The following is a 14,487-nucleotide window of genomic DNA, read 5'->3' on the forward strand; positions in this document are numbered from 1 at the left end:
GTCAAAGCAACGGAGGATCCGTCATGACCCGTCTGAAATCTGCCGTCGCCGCGCTCTCTTTCGCTGCGACCGCCCTCGCCACCCTGCCGGCAAACGCCGAAATCCGCTCGCTCGTCGTCGCCGGCGGCTGCTTCTGGTGCGTGGAAAGCGACTTCGACCACATGCAGGGCGTCGTCGCCACGACGTCGGGCTATGCCGGTGGCGAGAAGGAGAACCCGACCTATCGCAGCCACGGCAGCCATCGCGAGGTGGTCAAGGTCGATTATGACGACACCAAGACCGATTATCGCACGCTGGTGACCCAGTTCCTGCGCACCATCGACGTCACCGACGCGGGCGGCCAGTTCTGCGACCGCGGCCACTCCTACACGACCGCGGTCCACGCGGCGACCGACGAGGAGGCGGCCGTCGCGCGCGCGGCGATCGCCGAGGCGGCTGAGACGCTCGGCCGCACGGTCGTCACCCCGGTCGAGGGTCCGGCCACCTTCTGGGAGGCCGAGGACTATCACCAGGGCTACTACGCAAGCCAGGAAAAGGTGCTCACCCGCTTCGGTCTCGTCACCCGCGCCCGCGCCTACAAGGGCTATCGCAAGGGGTGCGGCCGCGACGCGCGGGTCAACGAGCTGTGGGGCGCGCAGGCCTATCGCGGCGTCGATCACGCCGGCAGCTGATCACCCAGACCGACGCCGCCCGCGCCGGCTCGTTCCGGCGGGCGGCGCGGGCCCGCATGCATTTCGCTTGCGAACCTCGACGATTCCATGAAAAATCCCGCTTCGGCGTCATATGTCACAGTGGGAAGATTCGTTGTTGTCGGCTATGTGTCATACTATCGATACACAAATCGGTAAGAGGAGGCGGCGACGCCCACCGGACCTATGGCCATGGAATTCCAGACAGCATCGTCGACTTTTTCCGACATCGTGACCGGACGAAGCAACGCGAGCACGCGCAAGAACCTGCACATCGTCGATCAGCTGATCGAGGAACGTGGGCAGACCCTGGTGCGCCATCCGCTCTGGCCGATCATCCGGCCGGCGCTCTACAAGGTCTTGTATTACCGGCAAGCCGTGCGCATGGCCGACGAGGTCTCCGAGCTCAGCGGCATCGACTGTTTCGAATATGTCAGCCGGCTGCTCGATCTCGACATCGCCGTCGAGGGCAAGGAGAACCTGCCGGCCGATGGCGGCTTCATCCTGGTGTCGAACCACCCGACCGGCATCGCCGACGGCATCGCGGTCTACGACATGATCAAGGACGTCCGCCCGGACCTGGTGTTCTTCGCCAACCGTGACGCGATCCGCGTCAATCAGCGGCTTTCCGAAATCATCATCCCGGTGGAATGGCGCACGACGGAAAAGTCGCACGCCAAGAGCCGCGAGACGCTGGTGCGCACCAGCCGCGCCTTCTCCGACGGCCGGGCCATCATCCTGTTCCCGTCGGGCCGCATCGCCTACTGGGCCAAGGGCAAGCTCAACGAGCGTCCGTGGCAGGCCACCGGCGTGCAGATGGCGCGCCGCTACAATGTGCCGGTGATCCCGATGCACACGAGCGCGCGCAACTCACGCCTGTTCTATCTCCTGTCGCACCGCACGCCGGAACTGCGCGACATGACGGTCTTCCACGAACTGCTCAACAAGAAGGGCCAGGCCTTCAAGATGACGATCGGCAAGCCGATCGATCCGGCCAGCCTGGAAGGTGATGTGCAAGACATCACAGTGCGCATGCAGGATCATTGCGAATATGTGCTGCGCGACGATCCGAAGGCCGAATTCGACAAGTAACGCGTTTCCGGCAGACGGTTCTCGCAAGTCTCTCGACAATTGACTCGGGCAGCCGCCCGTGTTTGATAAGTCGAGGGCTTTGTCGATGCTTTTCTACGCTGGAGCACCTCTTGCATATACTTGTCTTGATATTGGGCGCTGTCGCTGCCGCCGGCTTCTGGTGGTATCGCATTCGCGCAGCCGGCCAGGTCGCCGGCGAAGTGGTCGACGCGGCCCAGAGGGCGCGCGGCGCAATCACCCGCAAGCGGTTTCGCGACAAGGCGAACAAGAGCCCCTACACCGCCATCGACGATCCGGTGGTCGCGGCCGCCACGCTCATCATCGCGATGGCCGAGGATCAGGGCCGGTTCGACGATCGTGCGGAAGCCTCTCTTCGCGAGGCGCTGGGTCCCGTTTCACGCGATGCGGAACTGGTCGAAGAGGCGATCGTCTACGGAAAATGGGCGGCGGCGCAGAGCGTCGACGCGTCGACGCCGATGCGGCTGATTTCGCCCTATCTGGTCGAGACGCTGTCGGTCGAAGAGCGTGAACAGCTGATGGCGATCGCCGAACATGTCATGGCCGCGAGCGGCGGCGACCGGGGCGCGCAGGAGCGGCTCATCGACCGCCTGAGAAACCGGCTCGGCTTCGCCTCCACTCGCTGAGCGCGATGCTGAAACGAAAAAGCCCGCCGGACCGGCGGGCTTCATGCGTTTGTGGGAACCGTGGTCAGAGGATCTTCTGGCCGGTCTTCGCCCAATCGGCGAGGAAGGCCTCGAGGCCCTTGTCGGTCAGTGGGTGCTTGACCAGCGCCTTGAGCACGGAGGGCGGCACGGTCGCGACGTCGGAACCGATCAGGGCGGCTTCCTTGACGTGGTTGACGGTGCGGATCGAGGCCGCGAGGATTTCCGTCTGGAAGCCGTAATTGTCGTAGATCGTGCGGATCTCGCCGATCAGCTCCATGCCGTTGATGCCGATGTCGTCGAGCCGGCCGAGGAAGGGCGAGATGTAGGTCGCGCCGGCCTTGGCGGCGAGCAGCGCCTGGTTGGCCGAGAAGCACAGCGTCACATTGGTCTTGAAGCCTTCAGAGGTCAGCGCCTTGCAGGCCTTCAGGCCCTCGAAGGTGAGCGGAAGCTTGATGCAGATGTTGTCGGCGATCTTCGCCAGCACCTTGCCCTCGGCCATCATGCCGTCGAAGTCGGTCGCGGTGACTTCCGCCGAAACCGGACCGTCGATCATGTCGCAGATCTCCTTGGTCACCTCGGTGATGTCACGCCCGGACTTCATGATCAGCGACGGATTGGTGGTCACGCCGTCCACGAGGCCGATCTCGTTGAGTTCGCGGATTTCGTTGGTGTCCGCAGTGTCGACAAAAAACTTCATGGCTGGATCCCTGTGTTCTGTGCCTAGCCGGTCAATTCAATCGGGCTTCCGTTTAGACCAAAGAGGCGGCAAGGTCACGGGGTAATGCCGTCAGATTCGCCCCATCCCTCCCGCGTCGTTCCGGTGCTCGTTCCAACGCCCTCGGAACGGCCCTACAGCTATGTCGTGCCGGACGGCATGGCGGTCGTGCCGGGTTCGATCGTCGCGATCCCGCTCGGCCCGCGCCTCGTCGCGGGCGTGGTGTGGGACGGGGTCACGGCCGACACCGTCGATCCGGTGAAGCTGCGCGCCATCGAACATCTGTATGAATGTCCGCCGCTCACCCGCGAGATGCGCCGCTTCATCGACTGGGTCGCGCGCTACACCTTGACGGCGCCGGGCATGGTGGCGCGCATGGTTCTGCGCGTGCCCGCGGCCTTCGATCCGGAACCGCCCATGCCAGGGCTGCGGCGCACGACTGCGGAGCCGGAACGCATGACGGCGGCGCGTGGCCGCGTGCTGGAATTGGCCCGCGACGGCTTCGGCTGGACCCGTTCCGGGCTCGCCCATGCCGCTGGGGTGTCGGTCTCGGTCGTCGATGGTCTCGCCAAGGCGGGGTGTTTCGACGAGATCGCGCTGCCGCCGCCGCCGGTCGCCGCGGCGCCGGATCCGGAATTCTCGGCCGCGACGCTGTCGGACGACCAGACGCATGCGGCCGAGGCGCTCTGCGCGCCGGTGGAGGCGGGAGGCTACGCGGCGACGCTTCTCGAGGGCGTGACAGGCTCCGGCAAGACCGAAGTCTATTTCGAGGCCGTCGCGGCCGCATTGAAACAGGGCCGGCAGGTGCTGGTCATGCTGCCGGAAATCGCGCTGACCCAGAGCGTGCTAGAGCGCTTTCACGACCGCTTCGGCGCGCCGCCGGCGGAGTGGCATTCCGACCTGTCGCCGAAGATGCGCGAGCGCGTCTGGCGGCAGGTGGCCGACGGGCGCGTGCGCGTCGTCGCCGGCGCGCGGTCGGCGCTGTTCCTGCCGTTTCGCGAACTCGGTCTGATCGTGGTCGATGAGGAACACGATCCCGCCTACAAGCAGGAGGACCGCGTTTTCTACCATGCCCGCGACATGGCGGTGGTGCGCGCCCATATCGGCGGCTGTTCGGTGATCCTGTCGAGCGCGACGCCGTCGGTGGAGACGCGCTACAACGCCGAGGCGGGCCGCTACGGGCATGTGCGGATGGAGCGGCGCTACGCCGAGGCGGCCTTGCCCGACCTGAAGGCCGTCGACATGCGGCGCACGCCGCCGGCGCGCGGCGGCTTCCTGTCCCCGCCGCTTCTCAAGGCGGTCGAGCAGACGCTGGAGCGCGGCGAGCAGTCGCTGCTGTTTCTCAATCGACGGGGCTACGCGCCTTTGACGCTGTGCCGTGTGTGCGGGCACCGGTTCCAGTGCCCGGATTGTTCGGCCTGGCTGGTCGAGCACCGGTTCCGCGGCCAGCTCATGTGCCACCATTGCGGCCACCACGAGCCGGTGCCGCAGGCCTGCCCCGAATGCGGCACGCTCGACCACCTGGTCGCCTGCGGACCGGGCATCGAGCGCATCGCGGAAGAGGTCGTGCAGCGCTTCCCCGACGCCCGCGCGCTCGTCCTGTCGTCGGACATGCTGGGCGGGGTGAAGCGCCTGCGGCTGGAACTGGAGGCGGTGGAGAAGGGCGACGTCGATATCGTCATCGGCACGCAGCTTGTCGCCAAGGGGCACAACTTTCCGAACATGACGCTGGTCGGCGTGGTGGATGCCGATCTCGGCCTTGCCAATGGCGATCCGCGCGCCGCCGAACGCACGTTCCAGCTCCTCAGCCAGGTCACGGGCCGGGCCGGGCGAACCGGCAAGAAGAGCCAAGGCCTGATCCAGACCTTCCAGCCGGAGCATCCGGCGATGCGCGCCATCGTCTCGGGCGACGCGCAGGCCTTCTATGAAAACCAGATCGCCGAGCGCGAGCGCGGCCACCTGCCGCCCTTCGGCCGGCTCGCCGCGATCATCGTCTCGGCGGCGAGCCGGGCGGAGGCGGAAATGCACGGCCGGGCGCTGCGTGCCGCCGCGCCGGCCGGCGACATCATGGTGCTCGGGCCGGCCGAAGCGCCGCTGGCGCTGATTCGCGGACGGCATCGCTTTCGCCTGCTCGTCCACGGCCCGCAGCGTGCCGACATGCAGGCCTTCCTGCGCCGGATGATCACCGACGCGCCGCGCCCGCGCGGATCGGTACGGGTCAGCGTCGATATCGACCCGCAATCATTCCTGTGAGGATGCGACGAAGCTGTCGAGCTTGCCGAGGGTCTGGTATCCCAGTTCCACCGCGCCGAAGCCTTTGGCCTCTTGGAACTCGGCCGCCGTCGAGAAGACCATGCCGAGCGTGACCTTAGTCGCCCCGTCCTCGTCCTCGAACGAGGCCCAGGCGTCGGCGTGTTTCGGCCCGTTTTCGCCCCACAGCAGGGCGTAGCCGAAGCGTTCCTCGGGCTGCACGTCGTGATAGAGATGGTGGTTGGGGAAGACGGTGCCGTCGGGGGCGATCATGTCGAACACCCATTCGCCGCCGGAGCGCAGGTCGATCCGCTGCGTGCGGCAGGAAAACCCGTCCGGGCCCCACCATTGCGGCAGCGTCTCCGGGTTCATCCACGCGCCCCAGACGACGGATCGCGGCGCCCGGATGACGCGCTGCAAGATCATGGTGCGCTCGGCCACGCCGGCGAGATTGTCCATGCCGGCGCCGAAGCCCGCGCGATAGCCGGCCTCCATGTCCGCCGCCAGCGAGGAGAGCTGGACCGTCACGACCAGCCGGCTGCGTTCGCCGTCGCCGGTGAAATCCGCCGTCACCAGGGCGGCCGATTGGGTCGTGCCCTGCGACGAGACCACCTCGTAATTCACGCTGCGAACCTCCGGCTCCATGGCGAGCCAGCCGATGTCGCAGCGCATGTCCGGCTCGCCCTCGACCTTGCAGATGGAGACCTCCCGGCCGCCGACGCGCGCATCGGCCTCCAGGAATTCCACGGTCACCGACGGCGAGGGAGGCGACCAGACGGCGCGGGCGGCAGGAGCCGTCCAGGCCGCCCACGACACGGAAAGCGGTGCGGCCATCTCCCGTTCGAACGTTAGCGTCGCGAAGCCCGGGCGCATCACATCAACCCCTTCGCATAGGCTTCCAGCTGCGTCGCCACCGTGCCCCAGCCGTCATAGAAGCCCATGTCCTCATGCGTCTTGCGGGTGTCGGGCGTGCGATGGCGGGCGATCGCGTTGTAGGTCGTCTGGCCCCCCGGAGCATCCCCGAGGAGAAGGATCGCGGTCATGAACGGGTCGGGCGCAGGCTTCCAGCCTTCCGAATAGGCGTCCGTGAAGACGAGCTTCTCGCCGTCGACAACGTCCAGATAGACGCCGTTGTTCTCCATCGTCTGGCCTTCGACCTCGAAGGTCGTGTTGAACCGTCCGCCGACCCGAAGGTCGATGTCCACCGCGGTCACCTTGTGGGGGGCGGGAACGAAGAAATGCGGAATGTGCTCCGGCTTCGTCCAGCATTCCCAAATAAGACGCCGTGGCGCGGCCAGCGTGCGGGTGAAGCTCAGGTCGGTCTGTGGGTCGAGATCCGGTATCATGAATGGCGTTCCTTCATCAGTTTCATCACGTAGTCGTCGAGGCGGTCGAGACGCGCCTCCCAGATGGCCCGCTGTTCGTCGAGCCATGTCCGCGCCGGTTCGAGCGCTTCGGGAACGATGGCGCAGGTTCGCACCCGTCCCTCCTTGGACGTGGTGATCAATCCGGCCTCCTCCAGCACCGAGAGGTGACGCATCACCGTCGGCAGGCGCAGCCCCGTCGGCTCGGCCAGATCCGTCACCCGTGCGGGCGAATCGCCGAGCTGCGACAGGATCGACCGGCGCGTCGGATCGGCGAGGGCGTGGAAGATCAGCGAGAGTTCGGTATCATGCTTAGCCATGTTGCTAAGTATCAATCCGCGACGGTCCGCGCAAGGAAAACTTCGCAATCTGGCTAAGTTTTTGACGGACGGGGTTTGCGCTTACGCCCGCGCCTTGCGTCCCCAGCGGATGCGGCCCCAGGCGCGTTCGTGCAGGACGTAGAATCCGATGCTGGTCAGGCTGGCCGAGAGGGCGAGCGAGACGGCGCTGCCGATCGAGCCTGTCTGCCAGAATGCGAGCGTGCTCATCGTGACGAGGCCGAGGATCTGCCAGGTGACCGCCTTGGCGACGGTTCGGATTTTCGTGTCCATTTGCTGTTGCTTTCGGTTCGGGTTGCAGCCCTCGCCTAGGCTTCCCGCGATTTGACGGCAATTTGTAATTCTCGAAACTTTTTTCCGAAATGTTGAGAAAAATCACCAATCTGTGTAGATACTGCGCATGCGCAAGGAAGATCGGGCGGATCTGTTTCGAAGACGCGTCAGCGAACGCATGGCCGCGACCGGCATCTCGCGCAGCGGGCTGGCGCGCAGCTGCCATGTCGACCGCTCGACCGTCGCGCAGATCCTCAATGGCGACGATCCGCGCCTTCCCAATGCGCATCTGGCGGCGGAATTCGCGACCGCGCTCGGCGTCAGCGCCGACTGGCTGCTCGGCCTGACCGAGCGCAGCGAGACGGCGGCCGATCTCCTGTCGACCAGCTTCCGCATCGCCGATGCCCATCGCGCCCCGGCCGACGACCAGATCATCGCCTGGCACCGCGAGGCCGCCGGCCACAAGATCAGGCATGTTTCCGCGACCCTGCCGGACATCCTCAAGACCGAGGAGGTGCTGGGCTGGGAATATGCCGCCTTCCTTTCGAAGACGCCGGAACAGGCGATGCAGTCCTTGCGCGACACGGTCGAGTGGCTGCGCGCGCCCGGCAGCGACTACGAGATCTGCGTTTCGCGCGACATGGTGGAATCGCTGGCGCGCGGTGAGGGCTACTGGAAGGGCCTGCCGCGGGACGTGGCGCGCCGGCAGATCGAGGGAATGGCGGAGAGCTGCGCTCGGCTCTATCCGTCACTCAGGGTCTATCTCTACGACAGCAAGCGCGTCTTTTCCGCGCCGATCACGGTGTTCGGGCCGCTGCTCGCGGTCGTCTATGTCGGACAGTTCTACATGGTGTTTCGGGAGAACCGGCAGGTGCGCGCGCTGACCCAGCATTTCGACCAGCTGGTGCGCGAATCCGATATCGATGCGCGCTCCGTGCCCGACGAGATCCTCTCCTATCTCGGATAGGACCGCCGCGCTTTTTCTTTGACTTCGCCCCCGCCCGGGCGCATGCACGCAAGGACACCGAAAGCCCCGACTTGTCTCCCAACACCGTCCGCAGAGATATCGACACAGAAGCGATGCCGCCTGTCGCGCTCACGCTGGCGCTCGGCATGTTCTTCCTGTTCGCGCTCCTCGACACGTCGGGTAAATATCTGATCGCGTCCGGATTGACGGCGACCTTCGTCGTCTGGTGCCGCTTCCTGTCGCAGGCGCTCGTCCAGTTCGTGCTGTCCCGGGCATGGTCGAACCCGGACGTCTGGCGGATGAACAACATCGCGCTGCAATTGCTGCGCGGCATCGCCCTGCCGTCGACGACGCTTCTGAACTTCAAGGCGCTAGAAACGCTGCAGCTCGCCCAGACCGTGTCGGTCTTCCTGTCCGCGCCGATGGTGATCACGGCGCTCGCCGGTCCGATGCTCGGCGAATGGGCTGGCATGCGCCGCTGGGCGGCCATCATCACCGGCTTTGTCGGCGTTCTGGTCGTCGTGCGCCCCGGCACGGGCATGTTCGATCCGGCGATCCTCTATTCCGTCGCCGCGACCCTGGTCTACGCGATCTACGGCATCCTGACCCGCAAGCTCGCCGGCAGCGAGACCGAGGCCAGCCTCGTCTTTTATCCGTCCCTTGTCGGCATCCTTCTCCTCGGGCCGGTCGCCGTCATGCAGGCGCAGGTGCCGGCGACGCTGTTCGATTCGGGCCTGCTGCTTGTCTTCGGCGTGTTCGGCCTGATCGGGCACACCATGTTCATCAAGGCCAGCCGCATCGCCTCGGCGGCCAAGCTGGCGCCCTTCGTCTACAGCCAGCTCTTGTGGATGACCCTGCTGGGCTTCATTGTGTTCGGCGATCTGCCGGATGGCTGGACAGTGCTTGGCGCGGCGATCATCTGCGCCAGCGGCCTCTATCTGATGTATCGCGAGCGCCGGCTGCGGCTGGCGCGGGTCTCGGCGCCGGTGGAGCGCTGACGCCGCAAACGGGAGGAGCCGTCGCCATGTTTTCCATCATTCCCCCGCAATCGCCCGGTGAATGGCTGGCCTGGGCGTCCGCTCTCGTCACGCTCGGCTTCGGCCTGATCTGCCTTTTGACGCCCGGTCTCGCCTTTCGCATCATGCGGCTTCGCACCGCGGAAGGCATTCCGCAGGCGGTGTCGGAAAGCAGGGCGACGATGGCCGGCTTCTATTTGGGGGTGTCGATCTTCGCGATCCTGGTCAACCAGCCCTTTGTCTGGATGACGCTCGGCGCGGGATGGGCGTTCACCGCCTTCGGCCGGCTGGTGTCGATCCTGGTCGATCGCGGCAACACGTCGTTCAACTGGATCTCGATCGTGATCGAGGCGGCGCTGGCGGCCGCGCCCCTGCTCTTCGCATTGGGCGTCGTGGCCTGAGCCGTTCAGGCGGCTCAAACCGTTCCATGTGACGCCTGAATCAGGCCTTTCTGCGACAAAAGGCGAGTGGCGTCGTGTTGCACGCGCGAAAAGCATGTGCTAGACGGCTCGCAATTCGCAGGCGGGGTGCGATTGCCGTGCCATGTTGCGATTCAGAAATATCAACAAGATCAATGCGTTGCGCATGGCCCTTCGGCTTCATTCAGTGCGCGCATTGAGGCTAGACAGAGAAGCGATTGCCTGTGGCTACCTCATCTCTCACTTCCGGTGTAGCTTCCCGATACGCTCAGTCCCTTTTTGACATCGCGCTCGAGTCCGGCGTCCTCGCCACTGTCGAGGATCAGCTCGGTGCGTTCGAGGCGCTGCTCGGCGAAAGCGAAGACCTGCGGCGTCTGATCGCCAGCCCGGTTTTCTCGACCGACGAGCAGGTCAAGGCGATCGGGACGATCATCGAGCGGGCGGGTCTTCAGGGCGTGTTCGGCAACTTCCTCAAGGTCGTTGCTTCCAACCGCCGTTTGTTCGCCCTGCCCGGCATGATCGAGGCGTTCCGGGTGATCGCGGCCGAGCACAAGGGCATTGTCTCGGCTCAGGTGGCCAGCGCGTTCGCGCTGACCGCCGAACAGGAACAGGATTTGAAGGCGGCGTTGAAGGACGTCGCCGGCAAGGATGTGGAGATCGCCGTGACCGTCGATCCGTCGCTTCTTGGCGGACTGATCGTCAAGATGGGCTCGCGTCAGATCGACACATCGCTTCGCACCAAATTGTCATCAATGAAGCTCGCGCTGAAAGAGGTCGGCTGATGGATATTCGCGCCGCGGAAATTTCCGCAATCCTTAAAGACCAAATCAAGAATTTCGGACAGGAAGCGGAAGTCTCCGAAGTCGGTTCCGTTCTGTCGGTGGGTGACGGTATCGCCCGCGTCTACGGTCTGGACAACGTCCAGGCCGGTGAGATGGTCGAATTCCCCGGCGGCATTCGCGGCATGGCCCTGAACCTCGAAACCGACAATGTCGGCGTCGTGATCTTCGGTGCCGACCGTGACATCAAGGAAGGCGACACCGTCAAGCGGACCGGCGCCATCGTGGACGTGCCGGTTGGCAAGGGCCTGCTCGGCCGCGTCGTCGACGCTCTCGGCAACCCGATCGACGGCAAGGGCCCGATCTATTACGAAAGCCGTTCGCGCGTCGACGTGAAGGCTCCCGGCATCATCCCCCGCAAGTCGGTGCATGAGCCGATGTCGACCGGCCTGAAGGCCATCGACGCCCTGATCCCGGTCGGCCGCGGCCAGCGCGAGCTGGTCATCGGCGACCGCCAGACCGGCAAGACCGCGATCATTCTCGACACCTTCCTGAACCAGAAGCCGATCCACGAGAACGGCCCTGAGAAGGACAAGCTCTACTGCGTCTACGTCGCCATCGGCCAGAAGCGTTCGACCGTCGCCCAGTTCGTGAAGGTGCTCGAAGAGCGCGGCGCGCTGGAATATTCGGTCGTCATCGCCGCGACCGCGTCCGACCCGGCTCCGATGCAGTATCTCGCACCGTTCGCCGGCTGCGCGATCGGCGAGTATTTCCGCGACAACGGCATGCATGCCTTGATCGGCTACGACGATCTGTCCAAGCAGGCCGTCGCCTACCGCCAGATGTCCCTGCTGCTGCGCCGCCCGCCGGGCCGCGAAGCCTATCCGGGCGACGTCTTCTACCTTCACTCGCGCCTGCTTGAGCGCGCCGCGAAGCTGAACGACGACCACGGCGCCGGTTCGCTGACCGCTCTGCCGGTCATCGAAACCCAAGGCAACGACGTCTCGGCCTTCATTCCGACCAACGTGATCTCGATCACCGACGGCCAGATCTTCCTCGAGACCGACCTGTTCTTCCAGGGCATCCGTCCGGCCGTGAACGTCGGCCTGTCGGTGTCGCGCGTCGGCTCCTCGGCCCAGATCAAGGCGATGAAGCAGGTTGCAGGCTCGATCAAGGGCGAGCTGGCGCAGTACCGCGAGATGGCGGCCTTCGCGCAGTTCGGCTCCGACCTCGACGCCGCGACGCAGCGCCTCCTCAACCGTGGCGCGCGCCTGACCGAACTCCTGAAGCAGCCGCAGTTCTCGCCGCTGAAGACGGAAGAGCAGGTCTCCGTGATCTACGCCGGCGTGAAGGGCTATCTCGACAAGCTGGCCGTCTCCGACGTCGGCAAGTTCGAACAGGGCCTGCTTGCCTATCTCCGCAGCGAAGGCAAGGACGTGCTGGAAGCGATCCGCACCGAGCAGAAGCTGTCCGACGAGATCGAAGCCAAGCTGAAGGCGCAGATCGACGCATTCGCGAAGACCTTCGCGTAAGGCACGGGCCGAAACTCAAACACGGAACGATCGGGCATGCCTTCACTCAAGGACCTTCGAAACCGTATCTCTTCGGTCAAGGCGACGCAGAAGATCACCAAGGCCATGCAGATGGTCGCGGCCGCGAAACTGCGCCGCGCCCAGGAAGCGGCCGAGGCCGCACGGCCGTATTCGCAGCGCATGGGTGCGGTTCTCGCCAATATCGCCCAGACGCTCGGCGACGGTGACGATGCGCCGAAGCTGATGGTCGGCACCGGCAAGGACGACGTGCATCTGCTCGTCGTCTGCACCGCCGAACGCGGCCTTTGCGGCGGCTTCAACTCGTCGATCGCGCGCCTGGCGCGTGATCACGCCCGCAAGCTCCTGGCTTCGGGCAAGACGGTGAAGATCCTGACCGTCGGCAAGAAGGGCTTTGACGTCCTGCGCCGCGATCTCGGCAGCCACGTGATCGACCGTGTCGACCTGCGCGACGTCAAGAAGCTCGGCTTCAACAACGCCGACGACATCGGCAAGAAGATCATCGACCTGTTCGAGGCCGGCGAATTCGACGTCTGCACGCTGTTCTATTCGGAATTCCGGTCGGTGATCGCCCAGGTCCCGACGGCGCAACGGCTCATTCCGGCATCCGCCGGCGTCGAAGCCGAAAGCGCCGGATCGGCGGTCTATGACTACGAACCGGATGCGATCTCGATTCTCGACGACCTGATCCCGCGCAACATCTCGGTGCAGGTCTTCCGTGCCCTGCTCGAAAACGCGGCGTCCGAACAGGGCGCCCGGATGAGCGCGATGGACAATGCGACGCGCAACGCCGGCGAGATGATCGACAAGTTGACGATCACCTACAACCGCCAGCGTCAGGCGCAGATCACCAAGGAACTGATTGAAATCATTTCTGGCGCGGAAGCGCTGTAAGGAAGGGTAACACGATGACGGCACAAGCAGAAACTTCGGGAAAGATTTCCCAGGTCATCGGCGCAGTTGTGGACGTTCAGTTCACCGATCACCTGCCGGCGATCCTGAACGCGCTCGAATCTGACAACAACGGCCAGCGCCTCGTTCTCGAGGTCGCGCAGCACCTCGGCGAAAACACCGTGCGCTGCATCGCGATGGACTCCACCGAGGGTCTCGTGCGCGGCCAGCCGGTGACCGACACCGGATCCCCGATCATGGTGCCGGTGGGCGACGAAACGCTCGGCCGCATCATGAACGTGATCGGCGAGCCGGTCGACGAAGTCGGCCCGATCACCACCGAGACCACCCGCGCCATCCACCAGGAAGCGCCGGAATATGTGGAGCAGTCCACGGAAGCCGAGATTCTCGTCACCGGCATCAAGGTCGTCGACCTGCTCGCGCCTTACGCGAAGGGCGGCAAGATCGGCCTGTTCGGCGGCGCCGGCGTCGGCAAGACGGTTCTGATCATGGAACTGATCAACAACGTCGCGAAGGCGCATGGCGGTTACTCGGTCTTCGCCGGTGTCGGCGAGCGTACGCGTGAAGGCAACGACCTTTACTGGGAAATGATCGAATCCAAGGTGAACATGGATCCGTCCGAACACAACGGTTCGACCACGGGTTCCAAGGCCGCGCTTGTCTACGGCCAGATGAACGAGCCGCCCGGCGCCCGCGCCCGCGTCGCTCTGACCGGCCTGACGGTCGCCGAGCATTTCCGTGACCAGGGCCAGGACGTGCTGTTCTTCGTGGACAACATCTTCCGCTTCACCCAGGCGGGTTCGGAAGTGTCGGCGCTTCTCGGCCGTATTCCTTCGGCCGTGGGTTATCAGCCGACGCTGGCCACCGACATGGGCCAGATGCAGGAACGCATCACCACGACCACCAAGGGCTCGATCACCTCGGTGCAGGCCATCTATGTGCCGGCCGACGACTTGACCGACCCGGCGCCGGCAACCTCGTTCGCGCACCTTGACGCGACGACGGTGTTGAACCGCGCGATCTCGGAAAAGGGCATCTACCCGGCCGTGGACCCGCTCGACTCCACCTCGCGCATGCTCGACCCGCAGGTCGTCGGCGAAGAGCACTACAAGGTCGCCCGTGACGTGCAGCAGACGCTGCAGCGCTACAAGGCCCTTCAGGACATCATCGCCATCCTCGGCATGGACGAGCTGTCGGAAGAGGACAAGCTGACCGTGGCACGCGCCCGCAAGATCGAGCGCTTCCTGTCGCAGCCCTTCTTCGTCGCCGAAGTCTTCACCGGCTCGCCGGGCAAGCTCGTCGACCTCGCCGACACGATCAAGGGCTTCAAGGGCCTGGTCGAAGGCGAATACGATCACCTCCCCGAAGCCGCCTTCTACATGGTCGGCACCATCGAGGAAGCGATCGAGAAGGCACAGAAACTGGCCGCTGAAGCGGCCTGATCGACGCGGGGGACGG

16 protein-coding genes are annotated in these 14,487 nt (G+C 65.1%); 11 read left to right on the top strand and 5 right to left on the bottom strand.

Features of this window, described 5'->3' with window-relative positions; translation table 11 throughout:
* The first annotated feature begins 23 nt into the window (after nt 1-23).
* From msrA to MRY80_RS21590, 3 genes are all read left to right on the top strand, one after another.
* Entirely contained in the window at nt 24-671 is a 648-nt protein-coding gene (gene msrA / locus MRY80_RS21580; protein ID WP_293293311.1) for a peptide-methionine (S)-S-oxide reductase MsrA, read from the top strand.
* A gap of 210 nt (nt 672-881) precedes the next feature.
* Nucleotides 882-1,781 carry a 1-acyl-sn-glycerol-3-phosphate acyltransferase gene (locus MRY80_RS21585; RefSeq protein ID WP_293293312.1) on the top strand — a complete coding sequence of 300 codons (900 nt, stop codon included), beginning with the start codon at nt 882-884 and terminating at the stop codon, nt 1,779-1,781.
* A 110-nt stretch (nt 1,782-1,891) separates the two neighbouring features.
* Entirely contained in the window at nt 1,892-2,425 is a 534-nt protein-coding gene (locus MRY80_RS21590; RefSeq protein WP_293293313.1) for a hypothetical protein, read from the top strand.
* Between the two features lie 64 nt (nt 2,426-2,489).
* Here MRY80_RS21590 and fsa read toward each other — a convergent pair whose 3' ends face one another.
* A complete protein-coding gene (fsa, locus tag MRY80_RS21595) occupies nt 2,490-3,143 on the bottom strand; it encodes a fructose-6-phosphate aldolase (RefSeq protein ID WP_293293314.1) in 654 nt (217 codons plus the stop codon).
* An 84-nt stretch (nt 3,144-3,227) separates the two neighbouring features.
* Here fsa and MRY80_RS21600 point away from each other — a divergent pair, with 84 nt between their 5' ends.
* Nucleotides 3,228-5,414 (top strand): primosomal protein N', encoded by a 2,187-nt coding sequence (locus MRY80_RS21600; protein ID WP_293293315.1) that lies wholly within the window; start codon nt 3,228-3,230, stop codon nt 5,412-5,414.
* Here the strand turns inward: MRY80_RS21600 and MRY80_RS21605 are convergent.
* The 4 genes from MRY80_RS21605 to MRY80_RS21620 all read right to left on the bottom strand — a co-directional run bounded on the left by MRY80_RS21605 (nt 5,403) and on the right by MRY80_RS21620 (nt 7,386).
* On the bottom strand, nt 5,403-6,284 hold the full coding sequence (locus tag MRY80_RS21605; RefSeq protein ID WP_293293316.1) for an SRPBCC family protein: 882 nt from the start codon (nt 6,282-6,284) through the stop codon (nt 5,403-5,405). The genes MRY80_RS21600 and MRY80_RS21605 overlap by 12 nt on opposite strands.
* Entirely contained in the window at nt 6,284-6,757 is a 474-nt protein-coding gene (locus MRY80_RS21610; protein WP_293293317.1) for an SRPBCC family protein, read from the bottom strand. The genes MRY80_RS21605 and MRY80_RS21610 overlap by 1 nt, the downstream gene beginning before the upstream one ends.
* Nucleotides 6,754-7,095 carry a metalloregulator ArsR/SmtB family transcription factor gene (locus MRY80_RS21615; RefSeq protein WP_293293318.1) on the bottom strand — a complete coding sequence of 114 codons (342 nt, stop codon included), beginning with the start codon at nt 7,093-7,095 and terminating at the stop codon, nt 6,754-6,756. The genes MRY80_RS21610 and MRY80_RS21615 overlap by 4 nt, the downstream gene beginning before the upstream one ends.
* Before the next feature lie 81 nt (nt 7,096-7,176).
* Nucleotides 7,177-7,386, bottom strand: a complete 210-nt coding sequence (locus tag MRY80_RS21620; RefSeq protein WP_293293319.1) for a DUF2061 domain-containing protein — start codon at nt 7,384-7,386, stop codon at nt 7,177-7,179.
* A 127-nt stretch (nt 7,387-7,513) separates the two neighbouring features.
* On the opposite strand from MRY80_RS21620, the gene MRY80_RS21625 reads away from it, so the two are divergent.
* The 7 genes from MRY80_RS21625 (at nt 7,514) to atpD (ending at nt 14,471) form a co-directional block, all read left to right on the top strand.
* Entirely contained in the window at nt 7,514-8,353 is an 840-nt protein-coding gene (locus MRY80_RS21625; RefSeq protein ID WP_293293320.1) for a helix-turn-helix transcriptional regulator, read from the top strand.
* A 113-nt stretch (nt 8,354-8,466) separates the two neighbouring features.
* On the top strand, nt 8,467-9,351 hold the full coding sequence (locus MRY80_RS21630) for a DMT family transporter (protein WP_293293321.1): 885 nt from the start codon (nt 8,467-8,469) through the stop codon (nt 9,349-9,351).
* 26 nt (nt 9,352-9,377) lie between these two features.
* Nucleotides 9,378-9,770, top strand: coding sequence for a DUF4345 family protein (locus MRY80_RS21635; RefSeq protein WP_293293322.1), 393 nt, complete (start codon nt 9,378-9,380; stop codon nt 9,768-9,770).
* Nucleotides 9,771-10,006: 236 nt separating this feature from the next.
* Nucleotides 10,007-10,570, top strand: coding sequence for a F0F1 ATP synthase subunit delta (locus MRY80_RS21640; RefSeq protein WP_293293323.1), 564 nt, complete (start codon nt 10,007-10,009; stop codon nt 10,568-10,570).
* Nucleotides 10,570-12,099: a F0F1 ATP synthase subunit alpha gene (gene atpA, locus MRY80_RS21645; RefSeq protein WP_293293324.1), complete on the top strand. Its 1,530-nt coding sequence runs from the start codon at nt 10,570-10,572 to the stop codon at nt 12,097-12,099. The genes MRY80_RS21640 and atpA overlap by 1 nt, the downstream gene beginning before the upstream one ends.
* Before the next feature lie 36 nt (nt 12,100-12,135).
* A complete protein-coding gene (locus MRY80_RS21650) occupies nt 12,136-13,011 on the top strand; it encodes a F0F1 ATP synthase subunit gamma (RefSeq protein WP_293293325.1) in 876 nt (291 codons plus the stop codon).
* 14 nt (nt 13,012-13,025) lie between these two features.
* On the top strand, nt 13,026-14,471 hold the full coding sequence (gene atpD, locus MRY80_RS21655) for a F0F1 ATP synthase subunit beta (protein WP_293293326.1): 1,446 nt from the start codon (nt 13,026-13,028) through the stop codon (nt 14,469-14,471).
* Nucleotides 14,472-14,487: the final 16 nt, after the last annotated feature.

The sequence above is a fragment of the Oricola sp. genome, from assembly GCF_022763245.1.
Taxonomy (GTDB): Bacteria; Pseudomonadota; Alphaproteobacteria; order Rhizobiales; family Rhizobiaceae; genus Oricola.